At 72.6% G+C, this 20,437-nt stretch carries 13 protein-coding genes and 1 riboswitch; of the genes, 12 read left to right on the top strand and 1 reads right to left on the bottom strand.

All coding sequences use genetic code 11. The features are described from left to right. Window positions 1–398: 398 nt before the first annotated feature. The 4 genes from AB0F03_RS05725 (at window position 399) to AB0F03_RS05710 (ending at window position 8,481) form a co-directional block, all read left to right on the top strand. Window positions 399–1,187, top strand: coding sequence for an ABC transporter ATP-binding protein (locus AB0F03_RS05725; protein WP_361986884.1), 789 nt, complete (start codon window positions 399–401; stop codon window positions 1,185–1,187). Then, on the top strand, window positions 1,184–3,763 hold the full coding sequence (locus AB0F03_RS05720; RefSeq protein ID WP_361986883.1) for an FtsX-like permease family protein: 2,580 nt from the start codon (window positions 1,184–1,186) through the stop codon (window positions 3,761–3,763). Before AB0F03_RS05725 ends, AB0F03_RS05720 begins: the two co-directional genes overlap by 4 nt. 286 nt (window positions 3,764–4,049) lie before the next feature. Continuing rightward, window positions 4,050–7,580, top strand: coding sequence for a transcription-repair coupling factor (gene mfd / locus AB0F03_RS05715; protein ID WP_361986881.1), 3,531 nt, complete (start codon window positions 4,050–4,052; stop codon window positions 7,578–7,580). A gap of 184 nt (window positions 7,581–7,764) precedes the next feature. After that, complete coding sequence (locus AB0F03_RS05710; protein ID WP_361986879.1) at window positions 7,765–8,481, top strand: HNH endonuclease family protein; 717 nt, start codon at window positions 7,765–7,767, stop codon at window positions 8,479–8,481. 49 nt (window positions 8,482–8,530) lie between these two features. Here the strand turns inward: AB0F03_RS05710 and AB0F03_RS05705 are convergent, their stop codons facing one another. Next, the gene (locus AB0F03_RS05705; RefSeq protein WP_361986877.1) at window positions 8,531–9,244 is read right to left on the bottom strand and encodes a hypothetical protein; all 714 of its coding nucleotides are present in this window, start codon (window positions 9,242–9,244) and stop codon (window positions 8,531–8,533) included. A 219-nt stretch (window positions 9,245–9,463) separates the two neighbouring features. On the opposite strand from AB0F03_RS05705, the gene AB0F03_RS05700 reads away from it, so the two are divergent. The 8 genes from AB0F03_RS05700 (at window position 9,464) to AB0F03_RS05665 (ending at window position 20,072) form a co-directional block, all read left to right on the top strand. Then, entirely contained in the window at window positions 9,464–12,010 is a 2,547-nt protein-coding gene (locus AB0F03_RS05700) for an N-6 DNA methylase (RefSeq protein ID WP_361986876.1), read from the top strand. 160 nt (window positions 12,011–12,170) lie between these two features. Beyond that, window positions 12,171–12,830: a hypothetical protein gene (locus AB0F03_RS05695; RefSeq protein ID WP_361986874.1), complete on the top strand. Its 660-nt coding sequence runs from the start codon at window positions 12,171–12,173 to the stop codon at window positions 12,828–12,830. A 65-nt stretch (window positions 12,831–12,895) separates the two neighbouring features. Then, window positions 12,896–14,362 carry a protein kinase gene (locus tag AB0F03_RS05690; protein ID WP_361987484.1) on the top strand — a complete coding sequence of 489 codons (1,467 nt, stop codon included), beginning with the start codon at window positions 12,896–12,898 and terminating at the stop codon, window positions 14,360–14,362. Between the two features lie 129 nt (window positions 14,363–14,491). Further along, window positions 14,492–15,319: a glycoside hydrolase domain-containing protein gene (locus AB0F03_RS05685; protein WP_361986872.1), complete on the top strand. Its 828-nt coding sequence runs from the start codon at window positions 14,492–14,494 to the stop codon at window positions 15,317–15,319. A gap of 134 nt (window positions 15,320–15,453) precedes the next feature. After that, complete coding sequence (locus tag AB0F03_RS05680) at window positions 15,454–16,107, top strand: SurA N-terminal domain-containing protein (protein ID WP_361986870.1); 654 nt, start codon at window positions 15,454–15,456, stop codon at window positions 16,105–16,107. 198 nt (window positions 16,108–16,305) lie between these two features. After that, the gene (locus AB0F03_RS05675) at window positions 16,306–17,316 is read left to right on the top strand and encodes a nucleoside triphosphate pyrophosphohydrolase (RefSeq protein ID WP_361986868.1); all 1,011 of its coding nucleotides are present in this window, start codon (window positions 16,306–16,308) and stop codon (window positions 17,314–17,316) included. Window positions 17,317–17,541: 225 nt separating this feature from the next. Next, window positions 17,542–18,813, top strand: coding sequence for a cytochrome P450 (locus AB0F03_RS05670; protein WP_361986867.1), 1,272 nt, complete (start codon window positions 17,542–17,544; stop codon window positions 18,811–18,813). Window positions 18,814–18,974: 161 nt separating this feature from the next. Further along, window positions 18,975–20,072 carry a transglycosylase family protein gene (locus tag AB0F03_RS05665; RefSeq protein WP_361986865.1) on the top strand — a complete coding sequence of 366 codons (1,098 nt, stop codon included), beginning with the start codon at window positions 18,975–18,977 and terminating at the stop codon, window positions 20,070–20,072. A 182-nt stretch (window positions 20,073–20,254) separates the two neighbouring features. Continuing rightward, a riboswitch (cyclic di-AMP (ydaO/yuaA leader) is annotated at window positions 20,255–20,434 on the top strand. Window positions 20,435–20,437 lie beyond the last annotated feature (3 nt).

Below are 20,437 nucleotides of genomic sequence, written 5' to 3'. Positions count from 1 at the left end.
GCATCCGTCGCCGGACGACAGCCTCCCACGGCGGGCGGGATCCCGGCCGTGACCCGGCACGAGGGCGGAGACCTGCCGCGCCCAAGGGTGGAGGCGACCCCGGGAACGGCTGCACCCGGCGGTGGACCACCCCTAGGGGTAACTCCGAACCGCGGCTCGGGGAGGGGTCGTCCCGGCGGAGGACGAGACCGGCCGGGGACAGTCCCTAACCTGGGCTTCGACGCCGCTGGGGGGCGGCGTACCGCACCGGCGGGGGTGGGGTTTACCCCCCGGGAAGACGGGGCCCCGCACCAGCGCGCGCCACCCCCGCCGGCCGCGAGACTCGACGGCATACCCAGGACGGCCGCCCGGCACACCCGGGCTTCTCATCGACCTGTCGACGACAGAGGAGACATACCGTGACATCGGCTGTGACCATTCCCAGGCACGGGGGCACTGGAGGGCGTACGGCCGTTGCCGCGCGGGCGCGGCAGGTGGTGAAGGCGTACGGGTCCGGCGAGACCCGCGTCGTCGCCCTGGACCGCGTCGACGTGGACATCGCCCGCGGCCGATTCACCGCGATCATGGGCCCCTCCGGGTCCGGCAAGTCAACCCTGATGCACTGCCTCGCCGGCCTCGACACGGTGACCAGCGGTCACATCCACCTGGACGAGACTGAGATCACCGGGCTGAAGGACAAGAAGCTCACCCAGCTGCGCCGGGACCGGATCGGCTTCATCTTCCAGGCGTTCAACCTGCTGCCGACGCTGAACGCGATCGAGAACATCACGCTGCCCATGGACATCGCCGGCCGCAGACCCGACCGGGCCTGGCTGGACCGGGTGGTGGAGACCGTCGGGCTCGCCGGACGACTGAAGCACCGGCCGACCCAGCTCTCCGGCGGCCAGCAGCAGCGCGTCGCCGTGGCCCGCGCGCTCGCCGCCCGCCCGGAGATCATCTTCGGGGACGAGCCGACCGGAAACCTCGACTCGCGCGCCGGAGCGGAGGTCCTGGGCTTCCTGCGCCGCTCCGTGGACGAACTGGGGCAGACCATCGTGATGGTCACCCACGACCCGGTGGCCGCCTCCTACGCCGACCGCGTGCTCTACCTCGCCGACGGCCGCATCGTGGACGAGATGCACCACCCGACGGCCGACCAGGTCCTGGACCGCATGAAGGACTTCGACGCCCGGGGCCGTACGTCATGACCGTCCTGAAGACCTCGATGCGCAACTTCTTCGCACACAAGGGCCGCATGGCGCTGTCGGCGGTCGCCGTCCTGCTGTCCGTGGGCTTCGTGTGCGGCACCCTGGTGTTCACCGACACGATGAACACCACCTTCGACAAGCTGTTCCAGGCGACCGCCTCGGACGTCACGGTCAGCGCCCAGGGCTCCTCCGACAGCGGTCGGACCGTCTCCCGCACCGGCAAGCCGCCCGTCATGCCGGCCTCCGTGCTCGACCGGGTCCGCGCCGCCCGCGGCGTCGCGTCCGCCGAGGGCACGGTGCTCTCCACCTCGGCGACCGTCGTCGACGCCGCCAAGGACAAACTGTCACCGAGCAACGGCGGCCCCACCATCGTCGGCGGCTGGAACCGCAACGACGCCCGCACGATGGACATCACCTCCGGTACGGCGCCCAGGGGCCCGGACCAGGTGATGGTCGACGCCGACACCGCCGGCAAGCACCACCTGCGTCTCGGTGACGAGATCGGTGTGATCACGGCCGTCGGCACGCACCACGCGCGCGTGTCCGGCGTCGCCGCCTTCCGGGTCACCAACCCCGGCGCGGCCCTGTTCTACCTGGACACCCGGACCGCCCAGCAGGTCATCGTCGGCCGGACCGGTGTCTACACCGACGTCAACGTCACCGCCGCCAAGGGCGTGACGGACGCCCGGCTGAAGAAGAACGTCACCGCCGCCCTCGGGCACACCTACCAGGTGCGGACCGCCAAGGAGGTCGCCGACGCCAACCAGAAGAGCGTCGGCAGCTTCCTGAAGGTCATGAAGTACGCGATGCTCGGCTTCGCCGGAGTCGCCTTCCTGGTCGGCATCTTCCTGATCATCAACACCTTCTCCATGCTGGTCGCCCAGCGCACCCGGGAGATCGGCCTGATGCGGGCCATCGGCTCCTCCCGCAAGCAGGTCAACCGCTCGGTGCTGGTCGAGGCGCTGCTGCTCGGCGTGATCGGCTCCGTGCTCGGCGTCGGCGCGGGCATCGGCCTCGCCGTCGGCCTGATGAAACTCATGGGCCAGATGGACATGCACCTGTCCACCGACGACCTGACGGTCGCCTGGACCACCCCGGCGACCGGCCTGCTGCTCGGCGTGGTCGTCACCGTGCTCGCCGCCTACCTCCCCGCCCGGCGCGCCGGCAAGGTCTCCCCGATGGCCGCCCTGCGCGACGCGGGCGCCCCCACCGACGCCAGGGCGGGCACCGTCCGGGCCGGCATCGGCCTGCTCCTCACCGCCGCCGGCGCCTGGAGCCTGTACGCCGCCGCCACCGCCGGCCGGGCCTGGACCGGCTCGGGCTGGCTCGGCCTCGGCGTCCTGTTCACCCTGATCGGGTTCGTCGTCATCGGCCCGATGCTCGCCGCCGGCCTGGTCCGCGTCCTCGGCGCCGCCCTCCTGCGGGTCTTCGGCCCCGTCGGCCGGATGGCCGAACGCAACGCCCTGCGCAACCCGCGCCGCACCGGCGCCACCGGCGCCGCCCTGATGATCGGCCTCGCCCTCGTGGCCTGCCTGTCGGTGGTCGGCTCCTCCATGGTGGCCTCCGCCACCGACCAGCTGGACAAGACCGTGGGCGCGGACTTCATCATCGAGGAGGACCACGGCCAGGTCGTCGACGCGCAGGCCGTCGACGCCGTCAAGCGCACACCCGGTCTCGCACGGGTCACCGAGTACAAGGTGCTGGACGCCTCCCTGACCACCCCCGACGGCCGCACCACCGGCAAGGAGACGGTCAACGCCGCCGACCCGGCCTACGCGCGCGACGTGCGCACCAGGACCGTGGCCGGCCGGCTCGCCGACGCCTACGCGCCCGGCTCGATGTCCGTCTTCGAAGGCTTCGCCAAGGACCACGGCGTCAGGCTGGGCTCCACCGTCGCCGTGCACTTCGAGGGCGGCAGGACGGCGAAACTCACCGTCCGCGCGATCACCAGCGACGACGTCGTCATCGACAAGGGCGCGATGTACGCGTCCATCGCCACCGTCGCGCGGTATGTGCCCGCCGACCGGATGCCACTGGACCAGCTCGTCCTCGCCACGGCCAAGGACGGTCAGGAGAAGACCGCCTACCGGGCGCTGAAGTCGGCGCTGCACGAGTTCCCGCAGTACACCGTGCGCGACCAGACCGACTACAAGCAGGAGCTGAAGGACCAGATCGGCCAGCTGCTGAACATGATCTACGGCCTGCTGGCGCTCGCGATCATCGTCGCCGTCCTGGGCGTGGTGAACACCCTGGCCCTGTCGGTGGTCGAGCGGACCCGGGAGATCGGCCTCATGCGGGCCATCGGCCTCTCCCGCCGCCAGCTGCGCCGCATGATCCGCCTGGAGTCCCTGGTCATCGCCGTCTTCGGCGCGCTCCTCGGCCTCGGCCTGGGCATGGGCTGGGGCGCCACCGCCCACCGGCTCCTCGCCCTGGAGGGTCTCACCATCCTGGAGATCCCCTGGCCGACGATCATCGGGGTCTTCGCGGGCTCCGCGTTCGTGGGCCTGTTCGCCGCGCTCGTCCCGGCGTTCCGGGCGGGCCGGCTGAACGTCCTGAACGCCATCGCGACGGAGTAGCCCGTACCGCGCCGACGGCCACCGCATACGGGGGTTGCGGGGGAAGAACCCGGTGCCGGGACGCCTTCGGGCGCCACCGGCACCGGGTTCTCCGCCGTCGCGCCGACCGCTGGACGGCGGGTCGCCCACAGGGGTGGTCCACAGCCGTCGTCCACAGGGGTGGTCCACAGTGGTTGTCCACAGCTCCCGCACCGCCGGGCGAGGCGTCGTACGCTGGACACCCCCGGCCGCTCCCAGCGTCGGGCTCTTCGCGTTGCCCCCACGACCCGGACGGAAAGCCCCCTCCATGAGCCTGCACGGTCTGCTCGACGCCGTCGTCAAGGACCCCGCCCTCGCGGAAGCGATCGGCGCGGCAGCGGACGGCAACCGCACGCACGTCGATCTCGTCGGCCCCCCGGCGGCCCGCCCCTTCGCGGTAGCCGCCCTGGCCCGCGAGGCCGGCCGCCCGGTGCTGGCCGTGACGGCGACCGGCCGCGAGGCCGAGGACCTCGCGGCGGCCCTGCGCTCGCTGCTGCCCCCCGAGGGTGTCGTGGAGTACCCCTCCTGGGAGACCCTCCCGCACGAGCGGCTCAGCCCCCGCAGCGACACCGTGGGCCGCCGCCTCGCCGTCCTGCGGCGCCTCGCCCACCCCAGCACGGACGACCCCGGGGCGGGCCCCGTCTCCGTCGTCGTCGCACCCGTGCGCTCCGTGCTCCAGCCGCAGGTCAAGGGCCTGGGCGACCTGGAACCGGTGGCCCTGAGGACCGGCCGGACCGCCGACCTGAACGAGATCGTCGAAGCCCTCGCTGCCGCCGCCTACGCGCGCGTGGAGCTGGTCGAGAAGCGCGGCGAGTTCGCCGTCCGCGGCGGCATCCTCGACGTGTTCCCGCCCACCGAGGAACACCCCCTGCGCATCGAGTTCTGGGGCGACGACGTCGAGGAGATCCGCTACTTCAAGGTCGCCGACCAGCGCTCCCTCGAAGTCGCCGAGCACGGCCTGTGGGCACCCCCGTGCCGCGAGCTGCTCCTCACCGACGAGGTCCGCACCCGGGCGCGCGCCCTCGCCGAGGAACACCCCGAGCTGGGCGAACTGCTCGGCAAGATCGCCGAGGGCATCGCGGTGGAGGGCATGGAGTCCCTCGCGCCGGTCCTCGTGGACGACATGGAACTGCTCCTCGACGTGCTGCCCAAGGGCTCGATGGCCGTCGTCTGCGACCCCGAGCGGGTCCGCACCCGCGCCGCCGACCTCGTGGCCACCTCCCAGGAGTTCCTCCAGGCATCCTGGGCGGCCACCGCCGGCGGCGGCGAGGCCCCGATCGACGTCGGCGCCGCCTCCCTGTGGTCCATCGCCGACGTCCGCGACCGCGCGCGCGAGCTGGACATGATGTGGTGGTCGGTGTCCCCGTTCGCGGCCGACCTGGAGCCGGACGCCGACACCCTCAAGCTCGGCATGCACGCCCCCGAGACCTACCGCGGCGACACCGCGCGGGCCCTCGCCGACACCAAGGGCTGGCTCGCCGACGGCTGGCGCACGGTGTTCATCACCGAGGGCCACGGCCCGGCAGCCCGCACGGTCGAGGTGCTCGGCGGCGAGGGCATCGCCGCCCGCCTGGACTCCGACCTCGGCACGCTCAGCCCCTCCGTCGTGCACGTCTCCTGCGGCTCGCTGGAGTACGGCTTCGTGGACCCGGTGCTGGAACTCGCCGTGCTCACCGAGACCGACCTGTCCGGCCAGCGCACCGCGAGCCGCGACGGCGCCCGCATGCCGGCCCGCCGCCGCAAGACCATCGACCCGCTCACCCTGGAACCGGGCGACTACATCGTCCACGAACAGCACGGCGTCGGCCGCTACATCGAGATGGTGCAGCGCACCGTGCAGGGCGCCACCCGCGAGTACCTCGTCGTCGAGTACGCGCCCGCCAAACGCGGCCAGCCCGGCGACCGGCTGTACATCCCGACCGACCAGCTTGAGCAGATCACCAAGTACGTCGGCGGCGAGGCGCCCACCCTGCACCGGCTGGGCGGCGCCGACTGGACGAAGACCAAGGCGCGCGCGAAGAAGGCCGTCAAGGAGATCGCGGCCGACCTGATCAAGCTGTACAGCGCGCGTATGGCCGCCCCCGGCCACGCCTTCGGCACGGACACCCCCTGGCAGCGCGAGCTGGAGGACGCCTTCCCCTACGCGGAGACCCCCGACCAGCTCACCACCATCGCCGAGGTCAAGGAGGACATGGAGAAGTCCGTCCCCATGGACCGCCTGGTCTGCGGCGACGTCGGCTACGGCAAGACCGAGATCGCCGTACGGGCCGCCTTCAAGGCCGTACAGGACGGCAAGCAGGTCGCCGTCCTGGTGCCCACGACCCTGCTGGTGCAGCAGCACTTCGGTACGTTCTCCGAGCGGTACGGGCAGTTCCCGGTCAACGTGCGGGCGCTCTCCCGCTTCCAGACCGACACCGAGGCCAAGGCCGTCCTGGAGGGGCTGAAGGAAGGCTCCGTGGACCTCGTCATCGGCACCCACCGCCTGTTCTCCTCCGAGACCAAGTTCAAGGACCTCGGCCTGGTCATCGTCGACGAGGAGCAGCGCTTCGGCGTCGAGCACAAGGAGCAGCTGAAGAAGCTCCGCGCCAACGTCGACGTGCTGACCATGTCGGCCACGCCCATCCCGCGCACCCTGGAGATGGCGGTCACCGGCATCCGCGAGATGTCCACGATCACCACCCCGCCGGAGGAGCGCCACCCGGTGCTCACCTTCGTCGGACCGTACGAGGAGCGGCAGATCGGCGCCGCCATCCGCCGCGAACTGCTGCGCGAGGGCCAGGTCTTCTACATCCACAACCGGGTCGAGTCCATCGACCGTGCGGCGGCGAAGCTGCGGGAGATCGTCCCCGAGGCCCGCATCGCCACCGCCCACGGCCAGATGTCCGAGGCGGCCCTGGAACAGGTCGTCGTCGACTTCTGGGAGAAGCGGTTCGACGTCCTCGTCTCGACCACGATCGTGGAATCCGGCATCGACATCTCCAACGCGAACACCCTGATCGTGGAACGCGGCGACACCTTCGGCCTGTCCCAGCTGCACCAGCTGCGCGGCCGGGTCGGCCGGGGCCGCGAGCGCGGCTACGCCTACTTCCTGTACCCGCCGGAGAAGCCGCTGACGGAGACCGCCCACGAGCGGCTCGCGACGATCGCCCAGCACACGGAGATGGGTGCCGGCATGTACGTCGCGATGAAGGACCTGGAGATCCGCGGCGCCGGCAACCTGCTCGGCGGCGAACAGTCCGGGCACATCGCCGGCGTCGGCTTCGACCTGTACGTCCGCATGGTCGGCGAGGCCGTCGCCGACTACCGGCGCCAGCTGGAGACCGGCGGCACCGAGGAGGAGCCGCCGCTCGAGGTCAAGATCGAGCTGCCCGTCGACGCCCACGTCCCGCACGACTACGCCCCCGGCGAGCGGCTGCGCCTCCAGGCCTACCGGGCCATCGCCTCCGCCAACAGCGAGGAGGACATCAAGGCGGTCCGCGAGGAACTCACCGACCGCTACGGCAAGCTGCCCGAACCGGTGGAGAACCTGCTGCTGGTGGCCGCCCTGCGCATGCTCGGGCGCGCGTGCGGCGTCGGCGAGATCGTCCTCCAGGGCACCAACATCCGCTTCGCGCCGGTGGAGCTGCGCGAGTCGCAGGAGCTGCGGCTCAAGCGGCTCTACCCCGGCACGGTCATCAAGCCCACCGCCCACCAGGTGCTGGTACCGCGCCCCAAGACCGCCAAGGTGGGCGGCAAGCCGGTGGTCGGCCGCGAACTGCTGGCCTGGGTGGGGGAGTTCCTCACCTCGGTCCTCAGCTGATCCGCGGGCGGCGGGCGGGCCACCGGGCTCTCCAGGCCCGGCGCCGCCCTCCCCGTAAAGCCTTACTCGTCCGGTAATCGCCCCTTCAGGCCCCATCCGACGGGCGCCGAAGGGGCGTTACCGTGGGGGCGGAACGATCCGTCCGCATCCGGGGGGCGGTTCAGGGTGAGCGAGGGGGCGCAGCGTGACACGTCTGAGGGGCGGGGCGGTCACCGCCGTGGCCGTGCTGGTCGCCGTGACCGGCTGCAAGGTGGAGCAGACGACCGGGTCCGGCGGACCGCAAGGGGCGGGGGGCGGGGGAGCGGCCATGGCCGCCGCCGGCTCACTGACCGTCAAGGGGCGCGCGCCGAAGACCGGTTACTCCCGGGAGCGGTTCGGCACCGCCTGGGCGGACACCGACTCCAACTCCTGCGACACCCGCGACGACATACTCAAACGCGACCTGGAGAAGGTCAGGTTCACGAGCGGCGGCTGCAAGGTCTCGTACGGGCTGCTGGCGTCCGACCCCTACTCCGGCAAGGAGATCACCTACCGGCGCGGCCGCAGCCAGGTCGACATCGACCATGTCGTGGCCCTCTCGGACGCCTGGCAGAAGGGCGCCAAGTACTGGGCCCCCGGCAAGCGCATAGCCCTCGCCAACGACCCCCTGAACCTTCTCGCGGTCGACGCGAGCACCAACCGCGGCAAGGGGGACGGCGACGCGGCCACCTGGCTTCCCCCCAACAAGGCCTACCGCTGCGCCTACGTCGCCGCGCAGGTCGCCGTCAAGAAGAAGTACGGCCTGTGGGTGACCGCCGCCGAGAAGTCCGCGATGCGGAAGGTCCTGGCCACCTGTCCGGACCAGAAGCTTCCCTCCGGCGGCAACCCCACCAGCGCACCGGAACGCTTCCGCGCCCGCTGACCGGCCCGGCGGCCGGGCGTCAGTGGAGCCCGGCCGCCGGCGCCGTGACTCACGCGCCCGTCTTGCCCTTGAGGGAGCCCAGGACCTGGGTCGTCAGCTTCTTCGCGATGGCGGCGCCGTTGTCGCCGCCCGCCGTCGACAGCACGGTGACCACGGAGTTGCCGGAGCGGGCCGCGATGAGCGTGGTGCCGTTCTCCCAGGCGCCGCTCGTCAGCGTCATCGTGTACGCCTCGTCGCCGAGCCCGGTCGTCGACTGCCCGGCGACCTTCACCCTGGCGTGCGCGTCGGTGTCCGTGAAGGAGGCGCACTCGGTGGCCACGGACCGCAGGTTCTTCATCACGGTCTTCGCGGTGTCGCCCTGGAACGCGTCGACCTCCTGGGCCACTTCCTCGGTCTTGTCCTGGTTCACGTAGTCGTTCTGCGCGAAGGACGCGCCGCCCTTGTAACCGGACACCTGTATCCAGGACGTGCCCTCCAGCCGGGTGCAGTCCGGCTTCGCCTTGTTCCCGGCGGAGGCGGGGACGAACTGGCTGCCGCTGTCCGAGGCGCCGTCGGCCTCGGCCGTGAACCCGGCCGGGAAGGCGGACGCGGGCGCCAGCACACCCTTGAGCTGCGTACCGGTGAGCAGACCGGCGTTAGGGTTCGTCGACTTGGCCGGCTTGGCGCTCGCGGCGTCGGAGGAGGAACCGGACGAACAGGCGGACAGGGCCAGGGGAAGTGCCGCAACCGCGAGCGTGGTGACGACACGGGACGAGAGGCGCATGACAGTCCTTCAGAACGGTGGTGGAACGGGGGGCACAGCAGGGGGGTGGCGGGGGGCCGCGGAGCCGTGAAGTGACCGCTCGGCCGCGGGCTAATAAGATCAAAGCTTGTGAACCGAGTCAACACGATCCACGGGCATCACTGTGTACACGTCGTGAAGCTCCGGATCATGTGTACGTCGGTATGCTCGATCACACACGGGACGAGGGGAGCGGCAGCCGTGCTGGAAAACGCGACAGAGGTGACCGCAGCCGGTATCGCACGGCTCGCCGGAGTGGGCCGGGCCGCCGTGAGCAACTGGCGCCGCCGGCACCCGGACTTCCCCAAGCCGGTCGGCGGCAGTGAGACCAGCCCGTCCTTCGCGCTCGCCGAGGTCGAGTCCTGGCTGCGCGCCCAGGGGAAACTGGCCGAAGTACCGTTGCGGGAGCGGGTCTGGCAGCAGCTCGCCGGCCACCCCGAGGGCCCGCTGACGGCCCTCGTGCACGCCGGCTGTGCGCTGCTGCTGATCCACGAACGCCCCACCGTCTGGCTCGACGCGAGCGCCGGTTCCGACGCGCGGCTCGCCGCGATGCTGCCGGGCGCGCTGGAGCAGGTGCTGACACCGCGCTTCGGCGGCGCGAGCGCCGGGGCGGGCGCCCGGTCGGACGCCGAGGGTGTGAACACGGCGCTCACGCCATCTGCTGTGAACCCCGCACCAACGCCCCCGCCTGTGAACACCTCATCGGCCGCGCCGCTTGTGAACGCCTCCTCGGCCGCGCCGCCTGTGGACACCTCGTCGGCCGTGCCGCTTGTGAACACCTCATCGGCCGCGCCGCTTGTGAACGCCTCCTCGGCCGCGCCGCCTGTGGACACCTCGTCGGCCGTGCCGCTTGTGAACACCTCACCCGCGCCGCCACCCGTGAACCCCGTGCCGACATCGTCGGCCGTGACCGCCTCACCAACGGTTCACAGCACCCCAGCCGCTCACGGTTCGACCGCCTCACCAACGGTTCACAGCACCCCAGCCGCTCACGGCTCGACCGCCTCCCCTCAGGCCACTCCGTCCCCCCACGCCACTCCGCCCCCTCATGCCACCCCGTCCCCTCAGGACACCCCGGCCGCCCGCGCCGCCCCTGCCCTCCGCACCCCCACCGGCCCCCAGCTCCTCCCCTCCGCCCCCCTCCTGCGTGGTGCCGCCGAGCTGGCCGCCGAGGTGGGTGCGCGGCAGGCGTTCGAGTTCCTGCTGGGGCGGCACCTGGACGCCAACCCCCGCCAGTACACGCTCACCCCCGCCGAACTCGCCGGCCTCATGGCGGACCTCGCCGGCCCGGCCCGTACCGTCCTGGACCCGGCCTGCGGCACCGGCGCCCTGCTGCGCGCCGTGGACACGCGCCCCGGCCAGGAGCTGTACGCCCAGGACAGCGCCCCCGACCTCGCCGCGCTCAGCGCGCTGCGGCTCGCGCTGCACACCCGGGCCGCCGTGCGCGGCGCCGTGGGCGACAGCCTGCGCGCCGACGCCCACCCGGAGCTGCGCGCGGACGCGGTCCTGTGCCATCCGCCGTTCAACGAGCGGAACTGGGGCCACGACGAACTCGCCTACGACCCGCGCTGGGAGTACGGCTTCCCGGCGCGCACCGAGTCCGAGCTGGCCTGGGTCCAGCACGCGCTGGCCCGGCTGACCGACGGCGGCACCGCCGTCCTGGTGATGCCGCCGGCCGCCGCCTCCCGCCGCTCCGGGCGCCGGATCCGCGCCGACCTGCTACGCCGGGGCGCGCTCAGGGCCGTGGTCGCGCTGCCGGTCGGGGCCGCACCGCCGTACAACATCCCGCTGCACCTGTGGGTGCTGCGCCGGCCGGACCGTACGCCGGCGGCGCCGGAGGTGCTGCTCGTGGACACCGGGAGGTTCGCCGCCGGGGGGCGTGGCGGGCCGGACTGGGTTGCGGTGCGGGAGGCCGTCCTGGACGCCTGGCGGGTGTTCGGGCGCGCCGGCCGGCTGGCGGAGCGGCCGGGCCTCGCCCGTTCCGTGCCGGTGATCGCGCTCCTCGGCGACGACGTGGACCTGGCACCTGCCCGTCATCTGCCGCCACCGGCGGTGGCCGGCGGCGCGGCGCACCTCGCCGAGGTGCGTGAGCGGCTCGGCGAGACCCTGCGCCTGACCGACGGCCTGACCCCGGCACCGGCGGACCGGGCACCGGACGGTCCCCCATCGGCCGGTCCGGCCCCGGCCGCGCGCCGGCCGGTCACCACCATCGGTGAACTCGCGCGCGGGGGCGCGCTGGTGCTGCGCACGGGCGGGAACGGCGGCCACGCGCGCGTGCCCGTGCTCACCGACCATGACGTCCTCGCGGGGACGGCCCCCTCGGGCACGCTCCCGGAGAGCGAGGAGGAGGCCGTACTGACCGAGACGGGTGACATCGTCGTACCGGTGCTGGGCGGGGGTTCGGTGGCGCGGGTGATCGACGAGGGGACAGCGGGCGCCGCCCTGGGGCGCAACCTCGTGCTCCTGCGCCCCGACCGGGCGGCGCTCGACCCCTGGTTCCTCGCCGGCTTCCTGCGCGGTACGGCCAACAACCGCCAGGCCAGCAGCTACGCCTCCACCGCGACCAGGCTGGACGTGCGCCGGTTGCAGCTGCCCCGGCTCCCGCTGGAGGAACAGCGGCGCTACGGCGCGCGGTTCCGCGCACTCGACGAGTTCGAGCGGGCGCTGCGCCACGCGAGCCGGCTCGGGGAGCAGCTCGTGCGGGGGATGTACGACGGCCTCACCGACGGCACCGTCCTGCCCGGCTGATCCGGGGCGGGTGGCCGTCGGACAACGGTTCGGTACAACCCGGACCGCATGTCCCCGCCGGGCCATATGCTCGACGCGACATGCGCACGACCGGCGTCCGTCCGCCCCGCGGAGGGCGCCGGCCGGGCGTGCACGCCCACTTCAGGCATCAGGAGCAGCCATGCAAGGCCACGGCTACGGACAGCCGGTGAAGCAGCCGCCGCACACCGCGTGGCTGGTTCTCCTGCGTGTGCTGTTCGTGGCGCTCGGAATCCTCACCATCGGCTTCCTGGCGTGGGCGATGCTGCTCCGGCTGGCGGCCGTCACCCGCCGGTCGCTGGACTGGGGGCTGTTCGTGGCGGTGCTGGCGGCCGACATCCTCAGCATGGCGCTGCTGGCGGCCGAGCCCGGCGACGACGTCCACACGGCCGGCGGTTACACGGGCATCCTGCTGCTGCTCGGCACGCTCGTGGCCACGACGGCGTACTACCTGGCCGCGGACATCCGCCACTTCCTGCTGCGGCAGCAGGCCTACCAGGGGCAGCAGCGGACGTACCAGGGGCAGCGGCAGGCCCCGGCGTACGGCTACCCGGCCGTCGCGACGCCGTACACCGCGGCGACCGTACCGACCCTGCCGACGCACGCCACGCCCGTGACTCCCGCGCACCCGGCCGCCCCGCACACCCCGCCCCCGGTGCCGCACCCCGCCGTGCCCCGGCCGCCGTTGGCCACCCCGCCGCCGCAGCGTCCGGCGCCCGCCCGGATCGACCAGGTGCGCGCCGAGCTGGACGAGCTGAGCGACTACCTCCGCCGGCACGAGGGCCAAGAGGGCGGACGGTGAGCGTGGCGACCGGACGTGTCGTCGCGGGCCGTTACGAGCTGTCGACGCTCATCGGCCAGGGCGGCATGGGCCAGGTCTGGACGGCGTACGACCAGCGGCTGGACCGGCGCGTGGCGGTGAAGCTGCTGCGGCCCGACAAGGTGGCGGGCCAGGAGGCGGACGAGCTGCGCCGGCGCTTCCTGCGCGAGTGCCGGGTGACCGCGCAGGTGGCACACCCCGGCCTGGTGACGGTGCACGACGCGGGCACCGAGGGCGAGGAGCTGTTCCTCGTCATGCAGTACGTCGACGGCGCCGACCTCTCCGACCACCTCGCCGAGCACGACCCGTACCCGTGGCAGTGGGCGGTCGCGGTGGCCGCGCAGCTGTGCGCCGTGCTGAGCGCCGTGCACGCGGTGCCGATCGTGCACCGCGACCTCAAGCCGCGCAACGTGATGGTGCAGCAGGACGGCACCGTCACCGTCCTCGACCTGGGCGTGGCCTCGGTCATGGACACCGACACCACCCGCCTCACCCACACCGGCTCCCCGATCGGTTCGCCCGCCTACATGGCGCCCGAACAGGCGATGGGCGGTGCGGTCGGCCCGTACACCGACCTGTACGCGCTGGGTGTGCTGATGCACGAACTGCTCAGCGGTGACGTGCCGTTCGCCGGCTCCACGGCGCTCGGTGTGCTGCACCGGCACCTGTACGAGCCGCCGCTGCCGGTGCGCCGGATCCGCCCCGAGGTCCCCGAGGCGCTGGAAGCCCTGGTGCTGCGGCTGCTCGCGAAGGACCCGCAGCACCGGCCCGCGTCCGCTCAGGAGGTGTATGAGGACCTGGCGCCGCTGCTGCCCGCGCGCGGGATGCCCACCGGGGCGCCCCTGGATCCCACCCGCCCCTTCCTGCGCCCGCACGCCCCCTGGCCGGACCGCGCGCGCACCCCCGCGCCGCAGCCCGCCCCCGTCACGCCGACGCCCACGGTGGCAGGGAAGCCCGACGTCGCCGCCGCCGTCGACGACGTCAAACGGCTGCTGGGAGAGGGCCGTATCACGCAGGCCGTCGACATCCTGGGCGCGATCCTGCCGGCCGCCGCGCAACAGCACGGCGAGCACTCTCCGGTCGTCCGCACGCTGCGCAAGCAGTACGCGGCGACGCTCATGGACGACGGCCAGTACCGGCGCGCGCTGCCCGAACTGCGCCGGCTCGCCGACGAACGCGCCGCCGAGGCCGGCCAGGCCGACCCGCAGTCCCTGCGCTACCGCTACGAGGCCGCGCAGTGCCTGGAACAGCTGGGCGAACCGGCGGCGGCGCTCGCCGAGTACCGCGCGCTGCTGCCGTACTACGAGAACCAGTACGTGTCCGGGGACCCGGGGCTCGCGCACGAGGTGCGCCGGCGCATCGGCCATCTGCTGCTCGCCCTCGGTGACCGGCCGGCCGCCCACGACACGCTCGCGCGGCTGCTGATGGATGTGGAGCGGCTGCACGGCCCCGGCCACCCCACGGCCGTGGAGGTCCGGCGGACCTTGCAGTGGCTGGGGCAGGTGCGCGGGTAGATTCTGCCGTTCCCCGGGTGCTGCGAGCACTCCAGGGGCGCGGTTCTCCGGCGGCGGACCCGCCGCCCGATACCTTGCGGTTCGATTTCGACAGGCACGCGCGTGCGTGCACGATGAGGGGTGGGGTTCATGGCCGGCCACCGGCAGTCCAAGAAGCGCAGATACATCACGTGGGCGGTGGCCGGCGCGGCCGTCGTCACCGGGGCCGGGATCGCCGCCCAGGCGTCCATGGCCGCCACCACGTGGCCGGCCCAGAAGACCTTCACCGGGCGTGCGTTCGACACGTGCAGCGCGCCCTCGCTGTCCGCCATGAAGGCCTGGCACACCGGCTTCTACGGCGCGGCGGCCGTCTACGTGGGCGGGAAGAACCGCGGCTGCGCCCAGCCCAACCTCACCGCCTCCTGGGTGAAGTCGGTCAACTCCCTCGGCTGGAAGCTCATCCCGCTCTACGTCGGCGCCCAGCCGCCGTGCCAGTCGGGTGCCAACCCCGAGAAGATGACCGCCTCCACCGCCGCCTCGCTCGGCGCGAAGGACGCCGCCGACGCCGTGGCCAAGGCGTCCGCGCTCGGCATGAAGGCGGGCAGCGCGGTCTACCTCGACATGGAGGCGTACGACATCACGAACACGTCGTGCAACGACGCCGTGCTGACGTATGTGCGCGCCTTCGACAAGGGCCTGCACGCCAAGACCTACCGGGCCGGCTACTACGGCTTCAGCAGCTCCAGCGCCAAGGCGATAGCCACCGCCAAGGACCGCACGGACCTGCCGGGCAACCTCTGGTACGCGCTCTGGGACAAGCAGAACACGACGACCGCGGACTGGCCGTGGGGCTCCACCCAGTTCACCCAGCACAGCCGCGCCCACCAGTACCTGGTCAACAGCAAGGAGTCGCACGGCGGCGTCACGCTGACCGTCGACCGGGACGCGTGGGACGCGCCGGTGGCCCTCGTCGGCTGACCCGGCGGCAGACCCCGCGGCGGGCGGCGGTGCCCGAAGGGCGTGTGAATCGTTGGTCGAATGGGTTGGCCGCAGCCTGCCCACTGCCTACCATCGATCATCGCAAGTCATTGCAATCTCCCCTGGAGGTTTCCTTGCACCGCCGCCGTCGCACCGCGCTCGTCCTCACCGCCGCGATCGCCGCCGCGGCACCCCTGCTGACCGCCTGCGGAAACGACGCGCACCCGGGCGCCGCGGCCGTCGTCGGAGGCGGGCGGATCACCGTCGCCCAGCTGGAGAACCGGGTGGACGAGGTCCGCGAGGCACAACGGGCCGCGGTGACGGACGACGCCCAGTACCAGCAGATCGTCTCCTCCACGAGCAGCCTGACCCGCGACACCCTGCACAACATGATCCTTGACCGGGTGCTGCACCGCGCCGCCCGGGACGAGGGCGTCACGGTCAGCCGCAAGGACATCCAGCAGATGCGCGCGGGCCTGGAGCAGCAGACCGGCGGCGCCAAGGGCCTGGAGACGGCCTGGCTCCAGAAGTACGGCATCGCCCCGGCACGCCTCGACGACAACCTGCGCCTCCAGCTGGAGGCGCAGAAGCTCGCCGCGAAGCTGGGCACCGACACCAGCCGGCCGGAGTTCTGGAAGGCCCTGTCCGCGGCGTCCCGGGAACTGCACGTCGACCTCAACCCGCGCTACGGCTCCTGGGACGTGCAGAAGAGCAGCCGCGTGGACGCCCGGACCCCGTGGGTGCGGGAGGTCACGACGACGGACGGACAGCCACCGACCACGGCATAGTCCGGCCAGGGCGCCGGCCGGTCACGGCACAGGCCGGTCACGGCACAGTCCGGCTACGGCATCGGCCGGTCACGGCTTGGTCCGACCACAGCGCGCGTGCGGACCCCGGCAGAGGCCGGCCGGTCACACGATCGCAGGACTCCTCGGCCCTGTGGACAACGCGATCCGTTCGCTCCCGCCGTGGGTTACGTTCGGATCGTGAACGAAACCAGCCGCGAGACCGCTGCCACCCCCGGCCGTGCCGTCCTGCTCACCACCAGCCACCGCGTCGCCCCCGGCCTGCTGTCCTGGCCCGCCTGGCAGGCCCTGCGCGCCGCCGACGCCGTGCTGTGCGCGGACGGCGCGCATCCGCAGCTGCCGTATCTGCGGGAGGCGGGGATAGCGGTGGCGCTGACGGCGCCCACCGCTCAGGAGCTGGTCGACGCGTGCGCCGGCGGGCGGACGGTGGTGGTCGTGGCCACCGGCGAGGGCGAGCCGGCCCTCACCGACGGCCTGGCCCGGCTGGCCGGCACGGGCCGGACCGCCATGCCCGACCTGGAGCTGCTGCCCGCCTCCTACGACCTGCCGGGCGCCCGCCTCCTGGACCTCGTACAGGTCATGGACCGCATCCGTGCGGAGTGCCCGTGGTCGGCCCGGCAGACCCACGAGGGCCTGGCGAAGTACGGCATAGAGGAGGCGTACGAACTGGTCGAGGCGATCGAGGCCGGTGACCGCGAGGAGCTGCGCGAAGAACTGGGTGACGTCCTCCTCCAGGTCGTCTTCCACTCCCGGATCGCCGAGGAGCACCCGGACGCGCCGTTCTCCGTCGACGATGTCGCCGGCGGCATCGTCGCCAAGCTCGTCCACCGGCACCCGCACGTCTTCGGCGACGAGACGGCCGAGACCCCGGAGGACGTCAAGGAGCACTGGCTGCGCACCAAGGCCGAGGAGAAGCGGCGCACCTCGGTCACGGACGGCGTACCCCTCGGCCAGCCCGGCCTGGCACTCGCCGCGAAGCTCGCCTCCCGCACCCGCACGGCGGACCTGGACGTACCCCTGCCGCGCGGCGAGGGCATCGGGTACGAACTGCTGGCGCTGGCGGTCCGCGCCGAGGCGGCCGGCATCGACCCCGAGGCGGCGCTGCGGGCGGCGGCGCGGGTGTACCGGGACGCGATACGGGCCGCTGAGGGCCTGTCCGCTCAGCGCCCTAGCCCCGATGGACCGGAGTGAGGCGCTCGGGGGCGGGCGCGGCACAGGGAGAAGGAGCCGTCCACACCGCGCGGTAACCGGTCCCGCTGCCGCACCGGCAGGGCACGGACGGGGAAGCAGGGGAGTGACGGAGGAGTAGGGGAAGGTGGGGCGCAGGGCAGCCGCCGGGGAGCGGGAAGGCACGCTGCAAGCGCTTGCAGCGTCACCCCGCCGCGCCTTCCCGGGCGAGCCGGATACCGTCGGGGAGTGACCGACCAGCTCCGCCCCGACGGCCCGCCGCCCGCCCTCTTCACGTGGGAGTTCGCCACCGACCCCTACCCCGCCTACGCCTGGCTGCGCGAGCACGCCCCCGTGCACCGCACGCGGTTGCCGAGCGGGGTCGAGGCCTGGCTGGTCACCCGGTACGCCGACGCCCGGCAGGCCCTGGCCGACCAGCGGCTGAGCAAGAACCCGGCGCATCACGACGAGCCCGCGCACGCCAGGGGCAAGACCGGCATCCCCGGCGAGCGCAAGGCCGAACTGATGACGCATCTGCTGAACATCGACCCGCCGGACCACACCCGGCTGCGCAGGCTGGTCAGCAAGGCGTTCACCCCGCGCCGCGTCGCCGAGTTCGCGCCCCGGGTGCAGCAGCTGACCGACGACCTCATCGACCGGTTCGCGGCATCGGGCTCCGCCGACCTCATCCACGAGTTCGCCTTCCCGCTGCCCATCTACGCCATCTGCGACCTGCTCGGCGTCCCGCCCGAGGACCAGGACGACTTCCGGGACTGGGCGGGCATGATGATCCGGCACGGTGGCGGGCCCCGGGGCGGGGTCGCCAGGTCGGTGAAGAAGATGCGCGGCTATCTCGCCGAGCTGATCCACCGCAAGCGCGCGGCCCTGCCCGCCGAACCGGCGCCCGGCGAGGACCTGATCTCCGGCCTGATCCGCGCCTCCGACCACGGCGAGCACCTCACCGAGAACGAGGCCGCCGCGATGGCCTTCATCCTGCTGTTCGCCGGCTTCGAGACGACGGTCAACCTCATCGGCAACGGCACCTACGCCCTGCTCACCCACCCCGGGCAGCGCCTGCGGCTCCAGGAGTCCCTGGCGCGCGGGGAACGGGACCTGCTGGAGACCGGCGTGGAGGAACTGCTGCGCTACGACGGGCCGGTGGAGCTGGCCACCTGGCGGTTCGCCACCGAGCCGCTCACCATCGGCGGGCAGGACATCGCGCCGGGCGATCCGGTGCTCGTCGTCCTGGCCGCGGCGGACCGGGACCCGGAGCGGTTCACCGGCCCGGACGTGCTCGACCTCGCCCGCCGCGACAACCAGCACCTCGGCTACGGCCACGGCATCCACTACTGCCTCGGCGCCCCGCTCGCCCGGCTGGAGGGCCAGACCGCGCTCGCCACCCTGCTCACCCGCCTGCCCGACCTGCGTCTCGCCGCGGACCCAGCCGAGCTGCGCTGGCGCGGCGGGCTCATCATGCGCGGTCTGCGCACCCTGCCGGTGGAGTTCACACCCACCGCGTGAGGCCCACCGCGCCACGGAAATGACAGACGTTCAACTTTGTGATCTTCACGTGATCTGTGCGGCATTAACTTGTGACAAGTGATCGTCTGCCGATACGTTCACCCCTCAACGCGGCGGGCACCGTTCGCCGCCGGTCCTGCTGTCGCTCGAAAGGCTCCTGCATGCTCTCCGGGAACGGCCGACACCGTCGCCCCCGTCAGGCTCCGGCCCTCCTCGTCGCGGCCGGCGTGACCGGTTCCGCCATCGCCATTCCGCTCCTCGGCGCCGCGAGCGCCCACGCGGCCGACGGCACCACCTGGGACAAGGTGGCCGAATGCGAGAGCGGCGGCTCCTGGAGCGCGGACAACGGCAACGGGTACTTCGGCGGCCTCCAGATCTCGCAGGACGACTGGGCCAAGTACGGCGGCAGCCAGTACGCGGCCAGCGCCGACCAGGCCAGCCGCTCCCAGCAGATCGCCGTCGCCGAGAAGATCCTCGCCGCCAAGGGCACCACTCCGTGGGCCACCTGCGCCCTGCTGTCCGGGCTGACCTCGAACTCGGGCTCCGTGGACGTCGACACCGGCGTCGGCGGCACCGGCGGCACCGGCGGTTCCGGTGACACCGGCGGATCCGGAGGTTCGACCGGCACCTCGGACTCGACCGGCTCGCCGGGATCGGCCGGTACGTCCGGCAGTTCCGGTACTTCCGACACGTCCGGCACGTCCGGCTCGCCGGATTCGCCGTCCTCCACCGGTGCCGGCTCGCACACCGGCTCCGGTTCCGGTTCCGGTTCCTCCTCGGCCCCGGCCACCACGCCGACCGCGAAACCGGACAAGGGCACCGGCAAGGCCACCGGGACCAAAACTCCCGAGTCCGACAAGTCCACTCCGTCGGACGCCGGAACCCCGCAGGGTGCCGACAGCTCGGCCACGGCCACCCCCGACACCGGCAATCCGGACAATCCCCAACAGGCCGCCGGTTCTTGGAGTCTGGTCGACACCGGCAGCCTGGACGCCGGCGGGCGCCACCGCGGCACGAGTGCGGACGAAACCGTGACAAACGGTCAAAGTCCCGCACTGTCCGGCCGCCACGCCTCCCGGGAGTCGGACGCCTACACCGTCCACGAGGGTGACACCCTCGCCTCCATCGCCGACTCCCTTGACGTCGACGGCGGCTGGCGGGCGCTCTACGCCGGCAACAAGAAGGCCATAGGCACCGACCCGAACCACATCAGTGCCGGTCAGACCCTCGAAGTCGGGTACGAAACGGACGCGAAATAGCGAGAGTTGACGCCTCATTTGGCGCTTGATGTCCGTTTTGGCGAAAGTGTGGGATGAGTCTCAGAAGCCCTGATCGTCTTTGAAATTCCGTCGATCACGTGTCTACGGTCGAGATCGCTCGTCACCACGAGCCCCGGCAGTCGCAACGCCGAATCCTGCCAGCGGTTGCCCGGGAACAGTCGTCGCGTCAAGCGCCGCAGGCAGGAGCGGGGGACCCAAGGTAAGTGCCGGGACCAGCAGTCGAAGAGGCTGGCACCGGCTGGGGGTGAAGCCGCACCTCGCGTGACAGCGAGAGGTGCGGCCGGGCAACTCAACCGGCCCGAACCCGACAGCTCACCTCGCAGGCGTCGGTGAGGGGATAGATT

This window comes from Streptomyces sp. NPDC028722, assembly GCF_040637655.1.
Lineage (GTDB): Bacteria > Actinomycetota > Actinomycetes > Streptomycetales > Streptomycetaceae > Streptomyces.
Note: the sequence above shows the minus strand (reverse complement) of the source record. Positions and strands in the feature narration are given on the sequence as shown.

Coding starts and splice junctions, on each gene's coding strand:
- AB0F03_RS05720 (WP_361986883.1), top strand. CDS start 1,184: ATGACCGTCCTGAAGACCTCGATGCGCAACTTCTTCGCACACAAGGGC.
- mfd (WP_361986881.1), top strand. CDS start 4,050: ATGAGCCTGCACGGTCTGCTCGACGCCGTCGTCAAGGACCCCGCCCTC.
- AB0F03_RS05705 (WP_361986877.1), bottom strand. CDS start 9,244: ATGCGCCTCTCGTCCCGTGTCGTCACCACGCTCGCGGTTGCGGCACTT.
- AB0F03_RS05695 (WP_361986874.1), top strand. CDS start 12,171: ATGCAAGGCCACGGCTACGGACAGCCGGTGAAGCAGCCGCCGCACACC.
- AB0F03_RS05690 (WP_361987484.1), top strand. CDS start 12,896: ATGGGCCAGGTCTGGACGGCGTACGACCAGCGGCTGGACCGGCGCGTG.
- AB0F03_RS05685 (WP_361986872.1), top strand. CDS start 14,492: ATGGCCGGCCACCGGCAGTCCAAGAAGCGCAGATACATCACGTGGGCG.
- AB0F03_RS05665 (WP_361986865.1), top strand. CDS start 18,975: ATGCTCTCCGGGAACGGCCGACACCGTCGCCCCCGTCAGGCTCCGGCC.